This is a genomic window from Micromonospora sp. NPDC049081 (assembly GCF_040648835.1).
Lineage (GTDB): Bacteria > Actinomycetota > Actinomycetes > Mycobacteriales > Micromonosporaceae > Micromonospora > Micromonospora antibiotica.
In genome coordinates, this window is record NZ_JBEZEK010000021.1 from 85,703 (window position 1) to 106,043 (window position 20,341).

General features: G+C 72.7%; 18 protein-coding genes and 2 pseudogenes. 11 read left to right on the forward strand and 9 right to left on the reverse strand.

The features are described 5' to 3' along the window. The first annotated feature begins 172 nt into the window (after nucleotides 1-172). Entirely contained in the window at nucleotides 173-928 is a 756-nt protein-coding gene (locus tag AB0B63_RS25150) for a TIGR03089 family protein (RefSeq protein ID WP_357022874.1), read from the forward strand. Between the two features lie 134 nt (nucleotides 929-1,062). Here the strand turns inward: AB0B63_RS25150 and AB0B63_RS25155 are convergent, their stop codons facing one another. Then, on the reverse strand, nucleotides 1,063-1,329 hold the full coding sequence (locus tag AB0B63_RS25155; RefSeq protein WP_357022877.1) for a hypothetical protein: 267 nt from the start codon (nucleotides 1,327-1,329) through the stop codon (nucleotides 1,063-1,065). Then, nucleotides 1,326-1,538: pseudogene (locus tag AB0B63_RS25160) on the reverse strand (DivIVA domain-containing protein); the annotation flags it as partial. The pseudogene AB0B63_RS25160 and the gene AB0B63_RS25155, both read right to left, overlap by 4 nt. A 731-nt stretch (nucleotides 1,539-2,269) precedes the next feature. Between AB0B63_RS25160 and AB0B63_RS25165 the strand changes: the two are divergent. Then, on the forward strand, nucleotides 2,270-2,479 hold the full coding sequence (locus AB0B63_RS25165; RefSeq protein WP_357022880.1) for a winged helix-turn-helix domain-containing protein: 210 nt from the start codon (nucleotides 2,270-2,272) through the stop codon (nucleotides 2,477-2,479). A gap of 409 nt (nucleotides 2,480-2,888) precedes the next feature. Here AB0B63_RS25165 and AB0B63_RS25170 read toward each other — a convergent pair whose 3' ends face one another. Both AB0B63_RS25170 and AB0B63_RS25175 read right to left on the reverse strand, forming a co-directional pair. Next, nucleotides 2,889-3,185 carry a hypothetical protein gene (locus AB0B63_RS25170; protein WP_208565609.1) on the reverse strand — a complete coding sequence of 99 codons (297 nt, stop codon included), beginning with the start codon at nucleotides 3,183-3,185 and terminating at the stop codon, nucleotides 2,889-2,891. Nucleotides 3,186-3,486: 301 nt separating this feature from the next. Continuing rightward, nucleotides 3,487-5,166: a DNA repair helicase XPB gene (locus tag AB0B63_RS25175; protein WP_357022884.1), complete on the reverse strand. Its 1,680-nt coding sequence runs from the start codon at nucleotides 5,164-5,166 to the stop codon at nucleotides 3,487-3,489. A gap of 171 nt (nucleotides 5,167-5,337) precedes the next feature. Between AB0B63_RS25175 and AB0B63_RS25180 the strand changes: the two genes are divergently transcribed. Further along, on the forward strand, nucleotides 5,338-6,225 hold the full coding sequence (locus AB0B63_RS25180; protein ID WP_357022887.1) for a L,D-transpeptidase family protein: 888 nt from the start codon (nucleotides 5,338-5,340) through the stop codon (nucleotides 6,223-6,225). 190 nt (nucleotides 6,226-6,415) lie between these two features. Further along, nucleotides 6,416-6,667: a hypothetical protein gene (locus tag AB0B63_RS25185; RefSeq protein WP_208565612.1), complete on the forward strand. Its 252-nt coding sequence runs from the start codon at nucleotides 6,416-6,418 to the stop codon at nucleotides 6,665-6,667. 86 nt (nucleotides 6,668-6,753) lie between these two features. Here the strand turns inward: AB0B63_RS25185 and AB0B63_RS25190 are convergent, their stop codons facing one another. Continuing rightward, nucleotides 6,754-9,216, reverse strand: a complete 2,463-nt coding sequence (locus AB0B63_RS25190; RefSeq protein WP_357022890.1) for a helicase-associated domain-containing protein — start codon at nucleotides 9,214-9,216, stop codon at nucleotides 6,754-6,756. Nucleotides 9,217-9,300: 84 nt separating this feature from the next. Between AB0B63_RS25190 and AB0B63_RS25195 the strand changes: the two genes are divergently transcribed. Then, nucleotides 9,301-9,924: an HAD hydrolase-like protein gene (locus tag AB0B63_RS25195; RefSeq protein WP_208565614.1), complete on the forward strand. Its 624-nt coding sequence runs from the start codon at nucleotides 9,301-9,303 to the stop codon at nucleotides 9,922-9,924. A 29-nt stretch (nucleotides 9,925-9,953) separates the two neighbouring features. Next, entirely contained in the window at nucleotides 9,954-10,340 is a 387-nt protein-coding gene (locus AB0B63_RS25200) for a cold shock domain-containing protein (protein ID WP_204925856.1), read from the forward strand. On the opposite strand, the gene AB0B63_RS25205 is transcribed toward AB0B63_RS25200, so the two are convergent. Continuing rightward, nucleotides 10,301-11,263, reverse strand: coding sequence for a 1,4-dihydroxy-6-naphthoate synthase (locus AB0B63_RS25205; protein WP_357022894.1), 963 nt, complete (start codon nucleotides 11,261-11,263; stop codon nucleotides 10,301-10,303). The genes AB0B63_RS25200 and AB0B63_RS25205 overlap by 40 nt on opposite strands. A 925-nt stretch (nucleotides 11,264-12,188) precedes the next feature. Between AB0B63_RS25205 and AB0B63_RS25210 the strand changes: the two genes are divergently transcribed. Continuing rightward, on the forward strand, nucleotides 12,189-13,184 hold the full coding sequence (locus AB0B63_RS25210; RefSeq protein WP_357022897.1) for a GNAT family N-acetyltransferase: 996 nt from the start codon (nucleotides 12,189-12,191) through the stop codon (nucleotides 13,182-13,184). Here the strand turns inward: AB0B63_RS25210 and AB0B63_RS25215 are convergent. Next, nucleotides 13,147-13,797, reverse strand: a complete 651-nt coding sequence (locus AB0B63_RS25215) for a futalosine hydrolase (RefSeq protein WP_357022900.1) — start codon at nucleotides 13,795-13,797, stop codon at nucleotides 13,147-13,149. The two genes, AB0B63_RS25210 and AB0B63_RS25215, sit on opposite strands and share 38 nt — an antisense overlap. Nucleotides 13,798-14,138: 341 nt before the next feature. Continuing rightward, nucleotides 14,139-15,536, reverse strand: a pseudogene (locus AB0B63_RS25220) (MFS transporter); the annotation flags it as partial. 86 nt (nucleotides 15,537-15,622) lie between these two features. On the opposite strand from AB0B63_RS25220, the gene AB0B63_RS25225 reads away from it, so the two are divergent. Then, nucleotides 15,623-16,444 carry a DUF3027 domain-containing protein gene (locus AB0B63_RS25225; RefSeq protein ID WP_208565619.1) on the forward strand — a complete coding sequence of 274 codons (822 nt, stop codon included), beginning with the start codon at nucleotides 15,623-15,625 and terminating at the stop codon, nucleotides 16,442-16,444. Nucleotides 16,445-16,535: 91 nt separating this feature from the next. Here AB0B63_RS25225 and AB0B63_RS25230 read toward each other — a convergent pair whose 3' ends face one another. Next, nucleotides 16,536-16,793 carry a DUF2530 domain-containing protein gene (locus AB0B63_RS25230; protein ID WP_208565620.1) on the reverse strand — a complete coding sequence of 86 codons (258 nt, stop codon included), beginning with the start codon at nucleotides 16,791-16,793 and terminating at the stop codon, nucleotides 16,536-16,538. An 89-nt stretch (nucleotides 16,794-16,882) separates the two neighbouring features. On the opposite strand from AB0B63_RS25230, the gene AB0B63_RS25235 reads away from it, so the two are divergent. The 3 genes from AB0B63_RS25235 (at nucleotide 16,883) to AB0B63_RS25245 (ending at nucleotide 20,307) form a co-directional block, all read left to right on the forward strand. Next, entirely contained in the window at nucleotides 16,883-18,361 is a 1,479-nt protein-coding gene (locus AB0B63_RS25235) for an NCS2 family permease (RefSeq protein ID WP_357022904.1), read from the forward strand. Nucleotides 18,362-18,486: 125 nt separating this feature from the next. Next, a complete protein-coding gene (locus AB0B63_RS25240; protein ID WP_208565622.1) occupies nucleotides 18,487-18,936 on the forward strand; it encodes a MarR family transcriptional regulator in 450 nt (149 codons plus the stop codon). Between the two features lie 66 nt (nucleotides 18,937-19,002). Next, nucleotides 19,003-20,307 (forward strand): MFS transporter, encoded by a 1,305-nt coding sequence (locus tag AB0B63_RS25245; RefSeq protein ID WP_208565623.1) that lies wholly within the window; start codon nucleotides 19,003-19,005, stop codon nucleotides 20,305-20,307. The last annotated feature ends 34 nt before the right edge of the window (nucleotides 20,308-20,341 follow it).

Sequence of the window (20,341 nt, forward strand, 5' to 3'; positions counted from 1 at the left end):
GTGCGGTGCGGTGCGGTGCGGTGCGGTGCGGTGCGGTGCGGTGCGGTGCGGTGCGGTGCGGTGCGGTGCGGTGCGGTGCGGTGCGGTGCGGTGCGGTGGGTGGTGGCCGGGCTGGCGCTCGGTGGCTCGTGGGCTCGGTAGGGTGGGACGTTCCGTCCGGACAGGAGGCCCGATGGTTGCCCACCTCGCCGTCACCCCATCGACCGATGCGCCTGAGCAGGTCGATCTGCCGCTGCTGACCTACTGCGACGACGCGACCGGGGAGCGGACGGAGCTGACCGCGAACCAGCTCGGTGACTGGGCGGCGCGCACCGCCGGACTGCTGCGCGACGGGTGCGGGCTGGGGCCGGGCAGCCGGGTGGCGGTGCTGCTGCCGCCGCACTGGCGTACCGCTGCGGTGTTGCTCGGGGCCTGGTCGGTGGGGATGGCGGTGTCGTTCCGGCCGCGCGCCACCGCCGGGTTGCCGGTCCTCGAACCGGGCGGCGAGCGGCCGTACGACGCGGTGTTCGTCACCCCGGAACGCCTCGACGACTGGCTGGAGGACGTGCCCGACGGGGTGCACCGCTACCTCGTCGGCACCGGCCCCGGATTGTTGGCGGACGTGCCGGTGGGCTGGCTCGACTGGTCCGCCGAGGTGCTCCGGCACCCCGCCGCCCCACCCGACTACGCGGCCGTCCACCCGGCTGCCCCGGCCACCCCCGACGGCACGAGCTACGCCGCCTGGGGACGCCTGGCGAAAGAGGTCGCCGCCCAACTCGACCTGCGTCCCGGCGACCGCCTGCTGGTCGACGCCGCCGAACACGAACAACCGGTGAAATGGCTGCTCGCCCCGCTGGCCGCCGGCGCCTCCGTGGTCATCTGCGCCAACCCCGACCCCACCAGGTCGGCTGCCCGAATCTCCACCGACCACATAACCCGCACCCTCTAACCCCCCGCCGCCCGCACCCCGCTGCGCCCCCACGCGCCGCCCCCGCCGACCCGCCGCCCTCTCCGCCCCCGTTCTCCCCGGTGATCAAGAGGTTTGCGTCAACTTTGATCTTCAGATTGACGCAAACCTCTTGATCACCGGGGCTGGGTCGGCGGCCGTCGGCGGGTGCAGGGTGTGGTGTGGTCGATGGGGAGGGCGCAGCGGGTGCCGCCGGGTAAGGGGCGGTCGCAGAAGACCCAGTGGTGTACGTCCTGGTGGTCCTCGGCCGACACCGTCACCCCGCCGGGCTCGGCGCGGGCGCTGAGCCGGGCCAGTACCCGGGCTGCGGTCCGGGCGAAGATCCGGGCGCGCAGCAGGTCGGGTGCGGTGACCGGCAGGTGGATCACCCAACGCTCGGTCATCGGTATCGATGGTTCGCCGACTGGGCGCTCTGCCATGCGCGCAGTGCCCTTCTGATGCGTACGTTCTCCTCCTGCGCCGCGACCAGGGCTGCCTGCGCGAGGGTGAGTTCGTCGGCGACCCGGTGCAGGAAGGCGCGGATCTCGGCGGGGTCGACGCCGCGCCGACGAAGGTTGAAGCAGCGCTCGCGGATCTGCCAGGGGCGCAGCGGGGACGGGCGCACCGACTGCTCAGCGCCCCACCCGCCCGGGGGCGGAACTGTCAGGGGCGTCAAGATCAGATTGCGAAAAGAAGCACTCTCCTCGGCGTGTCGTCTCCATTTCGGCAATGTGATCATGTGGTGGGTCGAGTCGGGCGGTGCCGGGGCGCTGGTGACCATGCCGGTCTGTGTGGTGCGGGCCTGGATCGTGCGAGCCTGCACTCCGGCGGCCGTCTTGGCGTCGTTCGGCAGCTGACGGGCCTGTGTCGGGTCGGTCCGGTTCGGGGCGGCCTGCGTCGGGTGGGTCGATGGTCTGTCGATCCGCTGCCGTGGTCGTGGGGCGTGGTGCCGGCGGGTGAGCCGGCGGAGCAGGTGGCGCACGAGGTGACCGCCCTTCGGAGAGGCCGCAGGTCGTGGGGAGGGTGGTCCCCGCCGCTTGCGATCGGCGGGGACCACCCCTGCTGCCGCCCGCCGGGCAGGCGGCAGTGCCGCGCCGGGGGAGCGCGGGGGGTGGGGTCTCGGTGGCGATGCGAGGCCGGTACGAGAGGTGCCAACCGACCGCAACAGCACCGCATCACCGACAGCGACGCTACGACCACCGAGTCACCTATGTCAAGCATGTCTCTGAGTCATCTGCCCACCTATGTCACCTCTGCTACATACGTTGCCCCTGCCGCAACTGCTGATCGATACTGAGTGGGCCAACCGACTGCAAGGGGCCCAGCGTGCCTATCCCGCCCACCATGGACGAACTGCTCGACGACTTGCTGAGAAAGATCAAGAACGGGCACTATCCGCCTGGATCTCAGCTTCCCTCGGGGCGGGACCTAGCGGATGTCTACGACGTCTCGCAGTCCACGATCAGTCGTGCGGTGGCGCGGCTGCGGGAGCAGGGCGTGCTGGTGGGGCGGCCGGGGCGCGGCGTGTTCGTGGCGGAGTCCACCCAGCGCTGAACGGCGGCCTGAAGCGCGACGGGGCCGCCGAGGGGCGAGCACGTTCCGGCGACCGGGGAGGGTCGGACGACCTGGGCCGACCTTTGTCCTGGGGTCGGCTCAGCGCTGAGCGGCGGCGTGAAGCGCGACGGGACCGCCGAGGGCGAGCACGTGCCGGCGACCGGGGATGGTCGGACGAGCGGGGCCGGCCTCTGTCCTGGGGTCGGCTCAGCGCTGAACGGCGGCGTGAAGCGCGACGGGGCCGCCGAGGGGTGAGCACGTACCGGCGACCGGGGAGGGTCGGACGAACTGGGCCGACCAGCTGTCCCGGGGTGGACTCAGGGGAGGCGATGTGGCGGCATCGGATTCGCTTCGATACCGGCTACACCGTCTCCCCTGAGACGATCATGGAGGTTGCTCGGCGGTCTGGTCAGCAGGTGGTGTTGCCGGCCGGGACCCAGCCGTCCAGGGACGGGTCCTCGGCACCGTGGCCGTAGATCCAGGTGTCGTTGTCCTCGGACGAGCCCTGGCCGTGCCAGCGGAAGCCGCGACCGGCGGTCAGGGTGCGCAGCACCTGGCCGTGCGGTGCCGTGCGCAGCCAGGTGTTCTGGGTGAGGTTGCAGAGGAAGCCGGGCGCGTCGCTGGCCGAGGCCGGCGAGGCGGCCACGGCGGTGCCCGGGACGGCGACGACCGCGATCGTCAGGACGTGCAGAATTCGGCGCTTCACTCGGATCCCCTTCGACGTGCCGGTGTCCACTGTCGACTGTGGACACAGTACCCGCCGGGGGAGACGACCGCCTGTCGGGCGGGACGACCCCGGCTGGGCGAGCCGAGGAAATGCCGGGCTGAATCGCTGACGTCATCAGCTCTAAAGGACGCGCGAGGGACAACCCACCCCCCGCCGTACGCAGGGCGAGAGGATCGACGCAACGGAGGCCCGGGCGCGCGAGGGGACCAGCGCGCCCCGGCCCGGCCGCAGCCGCCCTGCGCGTGGGGCACGCCCGGCGCGACCGACCCCACCGCGCAGGTCAGTCGACCGTGGGGAGCCTAGGGCCGAGGACGTCGTCGGCGTCCACGATGGTGTACGCGTACCCCTGCTCGGCGAGGAAGCGCTGCCGGTGGGCGGCGTACTCGGTGTCGATGGTGTCCCGGGAGACCACCGTGTAGAAGTGCGCCTGCCGGCCGTCGGCCTTCGGCCGGAGCACCCGACCCAACCGCTGCGCCTCCTCCTGCCGGGAGCCGAACGTGCCGGACACCTGGATCGCCACCGCCGCCTCCGGCAGGTCGATGGAGAAGTTGCCCACCTTGGAGATGACGAGCGTGCGCAGCTCACCCGAGCGGAACGCGTCGAACAGCCGTTCCCGCTCCTTGTTGGTGGTGGAACCCTGGATGATCGGCGCGTCCAGGTACTCCCCGAGCTGGTGCAACTGGTCGATGTACGCCCCGATCACCAACACCTGGTCGTCGGGGTGCCGCTGCACGAGGGCGCGGACCACCGGCAGCTTCGTGCGGGCGGTCGCCGCCATCCGGTAACGCTCCTCGGCCTCCGCCGTCGCGTACGACATCCGCTCCGCGTCGGTCAGGGTGACCCGGACCTCAGTGCACTCGGCCGGGGCGATCCAGCCCTGCGACTCGATGTCCTTCCACGGCGCGTCGTACCGCTTGGGGCCGATCAGGCTGAACACGTCACCCTCCCGGCCGTCCTCGCGGACCAGGGTCGCGGTCAGGCCCAGCCGGCGGCGGGCCTGCAGGTCCGCGGTGAACCGGAAGATCGGCGCGGGCAGCAGGTGCACCTCGTCATAGACGACCAGACCCCAGTCGCGGGCCCCGAACAGGTCCAGGTGGGTGAACGCGCCGCCGCGCCGCGAGGTGAGCACCTGGTACGTGGCGATGGTGACCGGACGGATCTCCTTGCGCTCGCCCGAGTATTCCCCGATCTCCTCCTCGGTGAGCGAGGTGCGGGCGATCAACTCCCGCTTCCACTGCCGGCCCGCGACCGTGTTGGTGACCAGGATCAGCGTGGTCGCCTTCGCCTCGGCCATCGCCGCCGCGCCGACCATGGTCTTGCCCGCGCCGCAGGGCAGCACCACCACCCCGGAACCGCCGGCCCAGAACGCCTCCACCGCCTCCCGCTGGTACGACCGCAGCGTCCACGGCTTACCGCCGTCCTTGCCGGCCTCGGCCAGCTCGATCGGGTGCGCCTCACCGTCGACGTACCCGGCCAGGTCCTCCGCCGGCCAACCCAGCTTGAGCAGCGCCTGCTTGAGTCGACCCCGCTCGGACGGGTGCACCCGGATCGTGTCGTCGTCGATCTTGTCACCGAGCATCCCGGCGAGCTTCTTGCTCTTGGCGACCTCGATCAGCACCATCCGGTCCAGCCCCCGCAGCACCAGCCCGTACGCCGGATCGTTGGCGAGCTGGAGCCGGCCGTACCGGTCCATGGTGTCGGCCACGTCCACCAGCAGGGCGTGCGGCACCGGATAGCGGGAGTATTTCAGCAGCGCGTCGACCACCGCCTCGGCGTCGTGGCCGGCGGCGCGGGCGTTCCACAGGCCCAGCGGGGTGAGCCGGTAGGTGTGCACGTGCTCCGGGGAACGCTCCAGCTCGGCGAAGGGCGCGATCGCCATCCGGCAGGACTGCGCGTCCGGGTGGTCGATCTCCAGCAGCAGCGTCTTGTCGGACTGCACGATCAGTGGTCCACCGCTCACGCCAGGTCCCCTCCTCGGCCGGATTCCCCGACCGGCGGCGAATCCCGCCGCAGGTCGACCATCCAGTGTTGCACGGGGGTGGGAGACTGCCAGAAAATCTTCGCAATGGGTGCAACGTTTCCCGGGGGACACACGTCTACCAGTGGGACGACTGAACCGGGGAGGCACACGATGCAGGTCCGCCACAGAGCCCGGGTCGTCGCCCTGGCCACGGTCATGCTGGTCGGCGCCGGTGGGTGTGCGTCCGTGCCGCAGGCCGACCCGGGTGGCACTGGAGGAGGGCTCGCCCCGGTCGGCAGTGCGGAACAGGTAACGGGGGCGGGCGCCGGCTCCCTGCCCGACCAGCTGACCGGGTCCGACACGAAGCCCCGGCACCGGGAGCAGCCGCAGCCGAAGGTCCGCGCCACCAAGACCCCGAAGGCGTCGACCGGGCGTCGCCCGCGTGTCCCGCAGAAGTCCAACCAGACCCGCTGCCAGCTGGGCGAGCACCAGCGTGAGGTGGAGACGTACCTGGCCCGGCTGGGCGGGTTCGGCACGGTCACCGTGGACGGCCGGCAGACCGACGCCGACTGCGCCGCGATCAAGAAGTTCCAGCAGCGGTACGACATCCGCCCCGCCGAGGGTCGTGCCGGCCCGTTGACGCTCGACGTGGCGAAGCGACTCGCCACCACCGACGTCAAGCGTTGCTCCGCCGGCTCCGGCACCACCTTCTGCGTGGACCTGACCCGGCAGACCACCTGGGTGATGCGCGACGGCAAGGTGGTCGCCAAGCCCACCGTCACCCGCACCGGGATGGCCGGGTACGCCACCCCCGCCGGCACCTACAAGGTGAACCTGCGCAACCTCAAGGAGTGGTCCAACCCGTACGAGGTGTGGCTGCCCTACTGGCAGCGCTTCAACGGCGGGATCGGCTTCCACGAGACCACCACCTACCTGCACAACGCGGGCATCGGTTCGCACGGCTGCGTCAACCTGCTGCACACCGACGCGGTGCGCTGGTGGGAGCTGGGCAAGGTGGGCTCCCGGGTGGTCCTGGTCGGCCGCCGCCCCGGCACCTGACCCGCACCGCCTGAGCCCCTGCCCGGCAACGCCGCCGCGCCGGCCCTGACCCGTGCCGCCGCAGCCCGTCTCGCCTCCGGCACCTCGGTAGTTGTCCATAGGGGCCGGATCGGGGGTATTTCCCCCTGTCCGTCCTGGCAACCGGGTGCCACCCTGGAAGTCAGGGGCCGGACGGGGTGGGAGGGCTGGGATGACCGTCGATCACGAGATGATCGCCGAGGACGCGTCGAACGGCGACCGGGTGACACCGACCGACGAGGTCTCCACGGCCACCATGGTCGGGTACGCCGTCGCCGGGATCGCCGTCGTCGGCTGGTTCCTCTTCGGCTGGCTGGTGCAACGGCAGGGCTTCATCGACTCGGTCGGTGAGGCCGCCGGCACCGGCTTCGCCCTGCTGCTCATCGTCTCCGTCGTCGGCACCGTACGCCGCAGCCGCCGCTGAGCGTCGGCAGTGACCGCCACGCCGGTCACGCCGCACCGCCCGCACGCCCCCGTCGACCACGGGTGACGGGGGCGCCGGGGTGCCGGTCAGTCCTCCCGCACCGCCGCGGTGATCCGGTGCAGGGCGAAGGTGTGCAGCATCTCGGTCCGCTCGTCCTCGGCACGCAGGTAACCCGCGCCGATCGACACCGGCCGCAGCAGCCGGGACAGCGTCGCCCCGTGCGCGTCGACGTAACCGACCCAGACCAGCGCCTTGTCCCGGACCGCCTGCTGGAGCACCGCCAGGGCCTCGGCGTGACCGTGCGCGGGTAGCGGACCGGCCGCAGCCCGGGCCGCCCCGCCACGGACCACCGCCGGGGCCCGCCGGGCCGCCCGCGCCGCCGCCTCACCCCGCCGGATCTGCTCCACCACACCGAGCAGCCGGGGCAACGCCAACCGGGGCGTGGCCAGCGGGTCCACCGCCCGGCCGGTCAGCACCCGGGCCGGGGCCCGCCGGACCCGGGGCCGGGCCAGCACCATCGTGCCGCTGGCGTCCTCCGGCACCGGGGCGTACCCGGCGTCACGCAGTGCGGTCAGCATCCGCCCCACCTGGTAGGACGTGCACAGCACCGTCGGGGCCAGCCGGCGGAACGCCAACGGCGTCAACCGCCGGTCGGCCAGCACCTCCGCCAGCAGTGCCTCGTCGTCACTGCGCACGTACCCACCGGCGGAGCCGACCCGCAACCCGCCGTGCTGCCGGGCCACGTCGTCCACCAGGTAGGTCAACCCCTGCGGGATCGGGGTACGCGACCGGCGGCGGAACAGTTCGTGCAGGTCGTCGGCGGTGTAACCGGCGTCCAGGGCCCGCCGGACACTGGCCGTGGTGACCCGGTGCACGCTGGCCCCACCCGCCGACTCCGGCTCGGTCACCGCCTCCAGCTCACCGGCCAACGTCGGGTCCGGTGGGCCGGGCACCACCACGCTCAGGTCGGCCTGCACCAGGAAATGGTCGACCGGGGCGGGGAGCAGGGCGTCCAACGCCCGCACCGTGCCCGAGGGGTCACCGCTCTCGGTGTCGGTGCGCAACCCCAGCGGGTCGTCCCCGCCCCGCTCTTCGGGCTCCGTGACGCTCGCGAGCAGCAGCCGCCCGTACGAGGTGAGCGCGCCGAGGCCGGTCACCCCGAGCCGGGCCGCCTCGGTCAGCACCTCCCGGTGTGCGGCCTCCCGCCCCCTGCTGCGCCGGGGTGCCCGCCAGTCGAGCAGCGCCAGCACCTCATCGACGGTGGGGGCGGTACCCGGTTCCAGGTCGGCCAGCACCCCGAGCACCGCCCGGCGGGCGGCCGGCGCACCGGCCCGTTCCGCCTCGGCGGAGAGCACACTGATCGGCCGGTCCCGGTCGTCGCGCTGCCCCACCAGGCCGGCCTGCCGGCTCATCGTCAACCAACCCCGGGCCAACTGCTCCCAGCGGTGGGCCAGCGACATCGCCCGCCACACCTCGTACGCCCCGGTGGGTAGCACCTGCTGCTCGCCCCCGTAGCGGCTGGCGGCGGCGGGCAGGTCCAGCTCACCGAGGAGACCGGCCGCGTACGCCACCTCGACCAGGAGCGCGGTCGTCGACTCGTCCAGGGCCACCGCGCGGGCCAGCCGGCGCAGGTCGCGGACCCCGACGCCGCCGGAGCGCAGCACCGGGGCCGGCTCGCCGGTCAGCTCCTCCAGCAGCGCCTCGGTGTGCCGTACCACCTCCATGGTCTGCCCGACCCCGGCGGAGTCGGCGGCCTTCGGTTCGCGGGGCGGTGCGTCGACCGGGGGCGGGCTGGTCCGCAGCGGCCCGAGCGGGCCGGTGTCGCGACGCAGCAGCAACCCCACCTCGCGGGGCAGCTCGACCGTCCCGGCGGAGACCGCCACCAGCAGCCGCGCCTCGACCAGCCAACGCACCGGCGACCCGGTCGGGGCACCGCCGTTGGTGGGGTCGGGCGGCAGGTCGCCCTCCGCGCCGAGCGCCGGGGCCTGGAGTGAGCCCGGCGGCACACTGCCGACGGGCGGACCGGCGGCGAGCCGGTCCAGGATCGCCCGCGCCGACGGGGGCGCGGCGAGCAACGTCCGGCGCAGCTTCGCGGCGTCCGCACACAGCGCCGCCGCCCGCGGGTCCAGCTCGTCGGCCGGTCGCCCCAGCCCCGCCGGGTACGGGGCGAGCTCGTCCACGCTGCCGGCGACCCGCAGCGCCTGCTCCGGGCCGTACAGCAGGAACCGGGCGCGGAGCCGGTCGAGCGCACCGCGGACGGTGGTCGGGGCGGGCGGGTGCGGCCCGGCGGTGGCCATGGCGAGCACCGCCTCGGTGGAGCTGGTGCCGTCCGAGGGGTGCCGGGTGAGCCGGGCGGCGTCGAGGATCTGGAGGGTGAACTGGTCCAGCCCGTCGAGCGCGCGGGCGACCGACACCCGCGACTCGGCCCGCAGGGCGAGCGCGGAGACGTCGGCCGGCACCGGTACGACGAGGTCGGGGCGCAGCTGGAGCAGCGCGGCGAGCGCCTCGTCGGGCAGCGCGCGCAACTGGTCGGCGAGTGAGGTGGTCATCGTCGTTCCACGCTAGCCCGCAGGCGGGCGATTGCGCCCCCCGGACGTCCGGCTCGGGCTGACCTGTCCGGGTACCTTCGCAGAATGTCCGCGCTGATGGTCGGTTTCGACCTCGACATGACCCTGATCGACTCCCGCCCCGGCATCGCCGCCGCCTACCGGGCGCTCACCGCCCGCACCGGTGTGCCGGTCGACGCCGAACTGGCGGTCTCCCGGCTCGGTCCGCCGCTGCGCACCGAACTCGCCCACTGGTTCCCGGCCGAGCGGATCGAGGAGGCGGTGGTCCTCTACCGGGAGCTGTACCCGGCGTACGCGATCGCCCCGTCGGTGCCGATGCCCGGTGCCCGGGAGGCGGTCGACGCGGTGCACGCACACGGCGGCCGGGTGATGGTCGTCACCTCGAAGATCGGCCGGTTGGCCCGGCTGCACCTGGACCACCTCGGGCTGGCGGTCGACGAGTTGGCCGGGGACCTGTTCGCCGAGCAGAAGGCGACGTCGTTGCGGGAGCACGGTGCCGCGCTCTACGTCGGTGACCACGTGGCGGACATGGTGGCGGCCGGGGCGGCCGGTATCCCGGGAGTGGCGGTGGCGACCGGCCCGTGCCCGGCGGACGACCTGCGGGCCGCCGGGGCGCAGCTGGTCCTCGACGACCTCACCGGATTCCCGGCGGCGCTCGACCGGATCATCGGGCTAGCCTTGGAGCAGTAGTCGTATCGAGTGAAGCAGGGGTTTCCAAGGTGCCGACGGGTCGAGTGAAGTGGTATGACGCGGCCAAGGGATACGGGTTCGTCACCAGCGACGAGGGTGGCGACGTGTTCCTGCCGAAGGGCGCGCTGCCGGCGGGTGTCACCGACCTCAAGGGTGGTCAACGGGTCGACTTCAGCGTGGTGGACAGCCGGCGTGGCGCCCAGGCGATGGGGGTCAAGCTGCTGGACGCCCCGCCTTCGATGGCGGAGCTGCGCCGCCGGCCGGCCGAGGAGTTGCACGGTCTGGTCGAGGACATGATCAAGGTGCTGGAGGCGAAGGTTCAGCCGGACCTGCGCCGGGGCCGCTTCCCCGACCGCAAGACCGCGCAGAAGATCGCTCAGCTGGTCCACGCGGTGGCCAGCGAGTTGGAGGTCTGAGGCACCAGCCCGGCGTCGGCGGCCCGGCCCAGCAGCGCCTCCACGGCGGCGAACCCCGCGTCCCCCAGGTCGGCGGTGAACTCGTTGACGTAGAGGCCGATGTGCCGGTCCACCACGTCGGGCTCCATCTCCTGCGCGTGCGCGAGCACGTACCCCCGGCTGGCCGACGGGTCGGCCCACGCCTGGCGTACCGACTCCCGGATCCAGCCGGCGGCGGCCACCGGGTCGACCGTGCCCTTGCGGGCCAGGATCGCCCCGAGCGGGATGGGTAGGCCGGTGTCGGCCTCCCACCACTCACCCAGGTCCACCAGCGCGGTCAACCCGTGCCGGTGGTAGGTGAACCGGGCCTCGTGGATCACCAGGCCGGCGTCGTAGCGGCCCGCCGCCACGCCCGGCATGATCTCGTGGAACGGCACGATCTCGATCCGGGCCGGTGGCTGTCCCGCCGACCAGAGCCGGAACAGCAGGTACGCGGTGGTCCGGTCACCCGGCACCGCCACCGTGGCCCCGCTCAGGTCGACCCGGTCCGCCCGCCCCGCCCCGCCGACTGCGCTGGCCGGCCGGGTTGCCGGTCCGGCGGGCCCGGTTGCCGTGCTGGCGTCGGTGGTGGCCCCGCCTGCGGTGGTGGTGCTGTCGGTGGTGGCGTCCTGAGCTTCGGTGCCACGGGTGAGTACGAGGGGGCCGCAGCCCCGGCCGAGCGCACCGCCGCAGGGCAGCAAGTGGTAGTCGTCGAGCAGCCACGGGAGCGCCGCGTAGCTGACCTTCACCAGGTCGAAGGCCCCCCGTTCGGCGGCGGTGTTGGTGACGTCGACGTCGGCGAAGGTCACCTCGACCGGCGGCGCACCCGGCACCCGGCCGTGCACCAGCGCGTCGAAGACGAAGGTGTCGTTGGGGCAGGGGGAGATCGCCAGTGAGAGCGCCACGCCCCCACGGTAGCGCCGCTGCGGCATCCGCCCCGCCATCCCCCGATGTGACGCCCACCCCGCCCGCCCCCGGCGGGGGCCGTTCTGGCCGGCGGGCCGTTCTGACCGGCCGGTGGGCCGTTGTGGCCGGTGGGCCGTTCTGGCCGGCGGGCCGTTCTGGCCGGGCGGCGGGCCCGTTCTGACCGGTGGGCCGTTCTGCCCGGGTTGTCCTGGCCGGCGGGCCCGTTCTGGCCCGGCGGGTCTCACCCGCTCGGGAGGACCTGCGTCCGGCTCGTGATCCCACCCGGCCCGGCCCAGCCCGGCCCGGCCCGGCCCGGCCCAGCCCGGCCTCGGCCCAGCCCGGCCCGGCTCAGCCCGGGGCGGGGCGACGAGTACTACGTGTGCGCCCTTTCGAGCTGATGACGTCATCGAGTCAGCGCGGGCCGAGCGGCAGCGGGGTCAGCGTGGGGCGGGGCGGTGGCAGGGTCAGCGTGGGTAGGGCGGTGGCGGGGTGAGGGTGGGGCGGAGTGGTAGCGGGGTCAGCGTGGGCGGAGCGCCGGGCGCGGAGGTGACGCGTACCCCACCCTGGCCGAGGCGTGGTGGTTTGACCTTTTCTCGGTATGCCGGGGCCGTGCCACCCGGCCGGACACCGTTGTCGAGACCATGGCGGGCTGACCCGGGCATGAGCCGGAAGCGGCCGGGACTCCCTCACCGGTTTCAAGACCCATCCGTCTCTCAAGACTTATCTATCATTAAAGACCTATCCGTCACCGACGTCTTTGGTCGGTATACCTGGATCGGACCAATCCGTGAATCGCTGACGTCATCAGCTCTAAAGGACGCGACCTCACTACCTTGTCCCCAGCTCCACCGGTTTTCCACAGGGTTGTCCACAGTCGGAGATGAGGTTGTTGAAGCCGAGGCGTAGCACCGGGAGCATGGTGGTGTGACGACGGAGGAGGCCCTGCCGGCCGATCTGGGCCGGACGGTGCGGGCGCTGCGCCGGGAGGCCGACCTGAGCCAGCGGGAGCTGGCCCGGCGTTCGGGGGTGCCCCAGGCGACCATCGCCCGGATCGAGTCCGGCAGTGCGGCCGATCCACGGTTCCACACGGTCGAGCGCCTGGTGCGGGCCGTCGGTGGCACCCTGACGATCTCACTGCCCACCACCTCACCTCCCGCGCCGACCGCAGCCCCGCCCCCGACCGCAGCCCCGCCCCCGACGGACGCCCCGCCCCCGACCGACGCCCCGAACCTGCCTTCGATCACCGCCACGTCGACCGTCCAGGCGCCGACCGCCGGGGTGACCTGTTCGCTGCCGCCGGTGCCGCACGACGACCTACGGGACACCGCCGGGCGACGTTATCCGGCCCATCTCGACGTCTGGCCGGTGCACGAGCCGAAGGACTGGCCGGGTGCCTGGTGGGCGGAGTGGTACAACCTGCCGCCCGCACAGTGGCCGCTGCGGCTGCCGCCGGCGGCGTACGAACGGAACCGGGGGTACCGGGACCGGCGTCGGGCGGCGGAGCGGGTCCGGCGTGACGCCACCATCCGCTGGGTGGTCGGTGACGGACGGCCCCCGACGGCCTGGCGGTTCGTGGCCGAACTGCCCGACGGCAGCCTGCTGGGGGAGTTGCGCGCCCACGAGTGTGATCCACAGTTGGTCTACGGCGACGACCTGGACTGGCCGCGCGAACTGGTGCTCGACGGGGTGTTGGTCGCGGCCGGGCACCGTCGGATCGGCATCGGTGGCCGGTTGGTGGCCGCCATGACACAGCGGATGGAGGACGTGGGTATCGGTCTGGTCCGCACGGTGGTCGAGGAGCACTTCGGCACCCGTTTCCTGGCGTCCTGCGGTTTCCGGGTGGCCGCCGGACGCCCGCTCGCCATGTCCCTGCGACGCCCGGTCAGCCCAGCGCGCGGGCAGCCTGGGTCAGGGCGGTGAACGCCTCGCGCATCCGCCAGCCGTCGCGGTCCCGGGGACCGATCGGATTCGAGACGGTACGCAGCTCGACGAAGGGGAGGCCGGCCTGCGCGGCGGCGACCGCCACCGCGTACCCCTCCATGGCCTCGGCCACCGCGTCGGGGTGCCGGTCGGCCAGGGCGGTGGTGCTCGCGGCGGTGCCGGTGACCGTGCTGACCGTGAGCACCGCCCCGACGACGGCCGCCGGGAGGGCGGCGCGTAGCGCGCCCAGCAGCGCCGGGTCGGTGTCGATGGTGGGGCCGCCACCGAGCAGTTCCGGGGGCATCCCCAGCTCGTCGACGGGGATGAAGCCGGTCGGCGACTCGGCCCCGAGGTCCGCGGCGACGCTGCGGGAGGCGAGCACCGTTGCGCCGACCGGGGCCCGGCCGGCGAAGCCCCCGGCGATCCCCGCGCTGACCACCGCCCGGTACGGACGACCGGCAGCCTCGGCCAGAGCCAGCAGGCGGGCCGTGGCGGCGCCGGCCACGGCCGGTCCCACGCCGATCGCCCGGACCGTCACCGTCGGGTCGGCCAGCCCCGCCCGGACGGCCTCCGCCTCGGCCGGTACGGCGGTCAACACCAGCAGACCCGTCACGACACCGACCCCGGCGACTGCCGTGGCTGGTCGTCGACACCGCTGCCCGGGACCGCCGAGGACGGCCGGTAGATGTGGTAGCCCGGCGGGGCCAACCCGTCGTCGTGCCGTCCGGCCGCCCCGCTCGGGGCCGGTGAGGTCGGTGCGGCCCGGGCCGCCGCCTCGGTCGCCTCGTCGTCGGCGCTGTCGGCCGGGCGGTCGGCGGCCAGATCTACCCGCGTGCCGGCGGAACGACCGGCAGCGGCATCGGTGGAGCCGGCGGCAGGACCGGGTGGGTCGGTCACCCCGGAAGCCGGGTCGGTCGCCCGCGCGGCAGTGGCGTCGGCCCGGTCCTGGGCGGCCAACTCCTCGTCGGTCAACGGTCGGCCCAGCAGCCGCTCGGCGCGCAGCCGGCCCGCGACGACGATTCCCCGCGCAGCGGCGAGGACGCCCACCCCGGCGGCGACCGCGATGCCGATGCGGCCCTCGAACGGTACGAGGCCGAGCCCACCACCGGCGACGAAGGCGAGCATCAGGGCGGTCTCGGAGTGTGCGAAGGAGCTGGCCCGTAACCGTTCGGGAATGCGTTCCTGGATCGAGGCGTCGACGGCGAGCTTGGCGATGCCGCTGGACAGGGCTGCGACCAGGCAGAACAGTGCCACCATCGGCAGGGAGAACTTCAGCACGGTCAGGATGCCCACCCCGGCCACGATGATCATCGTGCTGGACTGGATCGCCGCCGGTCGGTGGATCCGCAGCCGGGTGCCGACCGCGGTGGCCAGGAAGCCGCCGATCGCCAGCGCCCCGCCGATGATGCCCAGCGCCGCCTGGTCGCTGAGCCGGCGGCCGAAGAGGTCGTTGGTCAGGTCCCCCTTCTTGAGCGCGAACGCCAGGAAGAGCAGCAGGAAACCGTAGAGCGCGCGGAGCCCCGCCGCGCCGATCAGGGTGGCGATCACCAGTCGACCCGCCGGCCGCCCCCGGCCCAACGGACGGTCCCCCTTGCGGCGCAGCGCCCGCAGTGGTCGGGGCACCCGCTCCGGTGGCTCGGAGTCCGCCCGGGGCGGCAACCGCAACGCGATCACCATGCCGACCAGGAAGATCACCGAGGCGACCCGGAGTGGCCACTGCGGCCCGAACCAGAACGCCGCCAACCCCAGCGGGGCCACCAACGCCCCGGCCACCGTGCCGTAGACACTGGCCCGTGCCCCCACCTGGGACAACCCGAGACCCTCCGGCAGCAGCCGGGGCACGGCGGCGGACCGGGCCACCCCGTACGCCCGGGACAGCGCCAGCACCCCGAACGCGGCGGGATAGAGCCCGAGGCTGCCGATGTAGTCCGAGATCAGCCAGGCCAGGAAGGCCCGGCCGAGCATGGTGGTGGCCAGCGCGTACCGCCGGCCGTGCCGGAAGTGGTCGAGCAGGGGGCCGACCACGGGTGCCAGCATCGCGAACGGCACCATCGTGACCAGCAGGTAGAGCGCCACCTTGCTGCGTGCCTCACCGAGCGGGACGTCGAAGAAGATGGTCCCGGCCAGGCCGATGGCGATCAACGTGTCCCCGGCGCAGGAGACGGCGTGCAGGTCGAACAGGCGGACCATGCCGGTCTCTCCGCCGGCACCCTTCGCGCGGGCCGAACCGGCCCGTCGGGTCATCCAGCGTCCGCCGTTGACCGAGCCGCGCAGCAGCAGGCGGGTGGCGCGGATGCCGGTGCCGACGGTCCGTCCCAGTACGGACCGCCCGGAGCGGGAGAACAGCGGCATGTGCACCATCCTCGCCCATCTGATCCAGCTGTGCCGCACCACGGGGGAAGACTCACTCGGGGAGTGCCTGTCGGCGCGTGTCGCGCATGGGGAACAATGGTCGGGTGACCAGGCCCGCTCCCGCTCGTGCCGCCCGCCTCGACCAGGTCTGCGCCGCCGCCGTCGAGGTGGCCCGCGACGCGATCACCGAGGTGGAGCCCGCCGACATCGGCGACCACCTGCGGGCCGTCGCCGAAGGTGACCGGGTGGTCACCCATTATTTCGAATGCCTGCTCGGTGGTTACCGGGGTTGGCGCTGGGCGGTGACCGTCACCCGGGTCCCCCGCAGCCGGCAGGTCACCGTCTGTGAGACGGTGCTGCTGCCCGGCTCGGACGCGTTGCTCGCGCCCGGTTGGCTGCCGTGGCAGGAACGCCTCCAGCCGGGTGACCTCGGCCCGGGTGACCTGCTCCTCACCCCGTCGGACGACGACCGGCTCGCCCCCGGCTACCTGCTCTCCGACGACCCGGCGGTCGAGGAGACCTCCTGGGAGTTGGGTCTCGGCCGGCCCCGGGTGCTGTCCCGCGAGGGCCGGGCCGAGGCGGCCCAGCGCTGGTACGACGGCGACCACGGCCCGTCCGCCCCGATCTCCACCGCCGCCCCCGCCTCGGCCCGCTGTGGCACCTGTGGCTTCTATCTGCCGCTGGCCGGTGCGCTGCGGCAGGCGTTCGGGGCCTGCGGCAACTTCTACGCCCCTGACGACGGCCGGGTGGTCAGCGCCGAGCACGGTTGCGGCGCGCACTCGGAGACCCTGGTGGAGACCGCCGAGCCGGCGGTCGACGAGCTGCCGACGGTGTACGACGACAGCGCGGTCGAGTCGATGACGGTGGACGGGGCATCCGACCCGGCGGAGGAGTCCGAGCCGGTGTAGCCGTCCGGCCGGTCCTGACTGCGGGGCCGGTCCGCCGGCCGGTGGGCTCGGCGTGGGCGTGACGCCCCGGACACCCGGTGTGCGGGGCGGGTCAGTCCTGCCGGGCGGATGCCCGACGGCGACGACGGTGGGCGTCGTGCCGCATCATCGTGGCCAGACCGGGAAAGCCCCACAGGAACCCGGCCAGGCAGGTCCAGAGCCAGTCCTGGTGGCCGTGTTCGGTGAGCCAGCCACGGAAGAAGACCAGCATCAGTAGGCCCACCACCGCCCAGGCGATCAACCCGGCCACCGCGAACGGGACCATCGGCGGGTCGAGTGGCTCGGGTCGTGGTGGTTGCTCCTGCGGCACGGGCAGAAGCGTACCGCGAAGCATCTTCCCGGCCCGCCGCTGATCTGGGACGATGCGCGCGACAACGGTAGATCACCTGCGAGGACCTGATGGCCATAGCGCCGCCGGACAACGGCATTCCCTCTGATCCCGCCCACCCCCGGAACGGTTTCGACCGTTTCTTCGAGATCTCCGCCCGTGGCTCGACGATGAGCCGTGAGGTACGGGGTGGTCTGGCGACCTTCTTCACGATGGCGTACATCGTGGTGCTGAACCCGCTGATCCTGGGCGGAGCCGCCGACGGTGACGGCAAGAAGCTGTCGATTCCCGCCCTGGCCGCGGCGACCGCGCTGGTGGCCGGCCTGATGACGATCCTGATGGGGGTCGTCGGGCGGTTCCCGATGGCGCTGGCCGCCGGTCTGGGGGTGAACGCGCTCGTCGCGTTCGAGATCGCCCCGCAGATGACCTGGGCGGACGCGATGGGGCTGGTGGTGATCGAGGGTGTGCTCATCGCGATCCTCGTGCTCACCGGCCTGCGTACGGCGGTGTTCCGTTCGGTCCCGACGCAGCTCAAGACCGCGATCGGGGTGGGCATCGGGCTGTTCCTGACCATCATCGGGCTGGTCGACGCCGGTTTCGTCAGGCGGGTGCCGGACGCGGCGAACACCACCGTGCCGGTGGGGCTCGGCATCAACGGCAAGATCGTCAGCTGGCCGATGCTGGTCTTCGTGGTCGGCCTGCTGGTGACGCTGGTGCTGGTGGTGCGGCGGGTGCGCGGCGCGATCCTGATCGGCATCCTGGCCTCGACCGCGCTGGCGATCATCGTGGAGGCGGTCGCCAAGGTGGGGCCGTCCTTCGTCGACGGCAAGCCCAACCCGCACGGCTGGTCGTTGAACGTGCCGAAGCTGCCCGAGCGGATCGTGGACATCCCCGACCTGTCGCTGCTGGGCAACTTCAACGTGCTGGGCTCGTGGAGCCGGGCCGGCTGGTTGATCCCGTTGATGTTCGTCTTCACCCTGTTGATCACGGACTTCTTCGACACGATGGGCACGATGGTCGCGATCGGCCAGGAGGGGGACATGCTCGACGAGCAGGGCACCCCGCCCCGGGCGAAGGAGATCCTGCTGGTCGACTCGATCGCCGCGGCGGCGGGTGGCGCGGCGAGCGTCTCCAGCAACACGTCGTACATCGAGAGTGCCTCGGGGGTCGCGGAGGGTGCCCGGACCGGGGTGGCCAACCTGGTCGCCGGTGGTCTGTTCCTGCTGGCGATGTTCCTGTCGCCGCTGTCCACGGTGATCCCGTTCGAGGCGGCCTCGACGGCGCTGGTGGTGGTCGGCTTCCTGATGATGACCGCGGTGCGGACCATCGACTGGACCGACTACGAGATCGCCATCCCGGCGTTCCTCACCATCACCCTGATGCCCTTCACCTATTCGATCTCCAACGGCATCGGCGCGGGCATCATCAGCTACGTGCTGCTCAAGCTGGCGAAGGGGAAGGCGCGGGAGATCCATCCGCTGCTCTACGCGGTGGCGGCGCTGTTCGTGCTGTACTTCCTGCGCGGGCCGATCGAGTCCGCGCTGGCGTAGCGCCACCCGTCGGTCCCGGGGCCGGGCGACCCGTCAGGTTGCCCGGCCCGCAGCGGCGGTATTCCCCTCGTGAGCATGGTCATATCGGATGTCGTTAGCCAGGCTCATTAGTTAGGCTAACGACTGTGACGGAGCGGACGGTGACGGCAAACCGCGTGCCACCGGCGCAGCTGGCACCCCAGCTGCGTGATGCGATCACCCGACTCAACCGGCGGGTCCGGCAGGCCCGCCCGGTCGGCGACCTGACGGTCACCCAGCTCTCCGCGCTCACCAGCCTCCGGCTGGCGGGCGCGCTGACGCCCCGGGAGCTGGCCGACGTCGAACGGGTCCAGCCACCGACGATGAGCAAGATCGTCGCGAAGCTGGAGGAGCGTGGCCTGGTGCAGCGCACCCCCCACCCGACCGACGGCCGGCAGGTCATCCTGGCGGCCACCGAGTCAGGCCGGGCCGTGCTCGACCAGTTCGAGCGGGCCCGCGACGAGTGGCTGGCCAGCCGGCTGGCCGCGCTCGCGGAGGACGAACGCGACACGCTACGGCGGGCCGCCGAGATCCTCCAGCAGCTCGCCCGCGCCTGACGCCCCACCGGGTCCGCGCCGTCCGCCGTCGATGACGCGTACGCGACCCGAGGAGGCGCACCAAGAGTGCAGGCGAAGCTGAGCACGATGTTCCAGTCCCTACGAGTCCGCAACTACCGACTCTTCGCCACCGGACAGCTGGTCAAACTGATCGGCGTCTGGATGATGTTCATCGCCCAGGACTGGCTCGTCCTTGAGCTTTCGGACAACTCCGCCACCGCGCTCGGCGTGGTGACCGCCCTGCAGTTCACCCCGGTGCTGCTGCTCACCCTGCTCTCCGGCCGGCTCGCCGACCGCTACGACAAGCGGATGCTGCTCTTCGTCGCCAACGCCTTCTGGACGGTGCTGGCGCTGGGGATGAGCCTGCTGGTACTCACCGGCCTGGTCGAGCTGTGGCACGTCTTCGCGTTCGCCGCCCTGCTCGGCACCGCCAACGCGGTGGAGACCCCGGTCCGGCAGGCGTTCGTCAGCGAACTCGTCGGCACCACCCTGCTGCCCAACGCGCTCTCCCTCAACGCGGCGGTGTTCAACTCGGCCCGGATCATCGGCCCCGCCGTCGCCGGCCTGGCCATCGCCGCGTTCGACGTCGGCCCGGTCTTCCTGTTCACCGCCGTCAGCTCCGTCGCGCCGTTGGCAAACGTGGTCCGGATGCGCCCGGCCGAGCTGTACCGCAAGGACCTGCTCCCGATCGGCGAACGCGACTCCGCCAAGATCATCGACGGGTTGCGCTACGTCCGGCAACGCCCCGACCTGCTGCTGCCCATGGTGGTCATGTCGGTGATCGGGATGTCGCTGTTCAACTTCCAGCTCACCCTCGCCGCACTGGCCAAGACGGTCTTCCACACCGGGGCCGCCTCGTTCGGCCTGTTCAGCACCGCGCTGGCGGTCGGCGCGCTGGTCGGGGCGCTCGCCGGCACCGGACGGCGCAGCCGCCCGTCGGTATGGCTGGTGCTCGGTGCGGCCGTCGGCTGCGCGGTCTTCGGCACCCTGGTCGGCCTCGCCCCGGCGTACTGGCTGGTGGTGACCCTGCTCATGCCGACCGGCTTCTTCATGGTCTTCTTCGCCCAGGCGGCCAACCAGCGGGTGCAGCTCGGCACCGATGCGGCCTTCCGTGGTCGGGTGATGGCGCTGTGGGTGCTGGTGTTCCTCGGCACCAACCCGGTCGGCGCACCGATCATCGGCTGGGTCGCCGAGACCTTCGGCGCCGGCGCGAGCATCTGGATGGGTGGACTCATCTCGCTGGCCACCGCCCTGCTCGCGCTCACCTGGCAACTGCGGCGCTCCGGGGCCCGGCTGCGCTTCCGGGTCCTGCCGCTGCCCCGCTTCTACGTGGTGTCCCGCCCCCACCTGCTCACCCCCAGCGGGCGGTGAGCGGTGGGGCGGACACGCAGAGCGTGCAGATAGC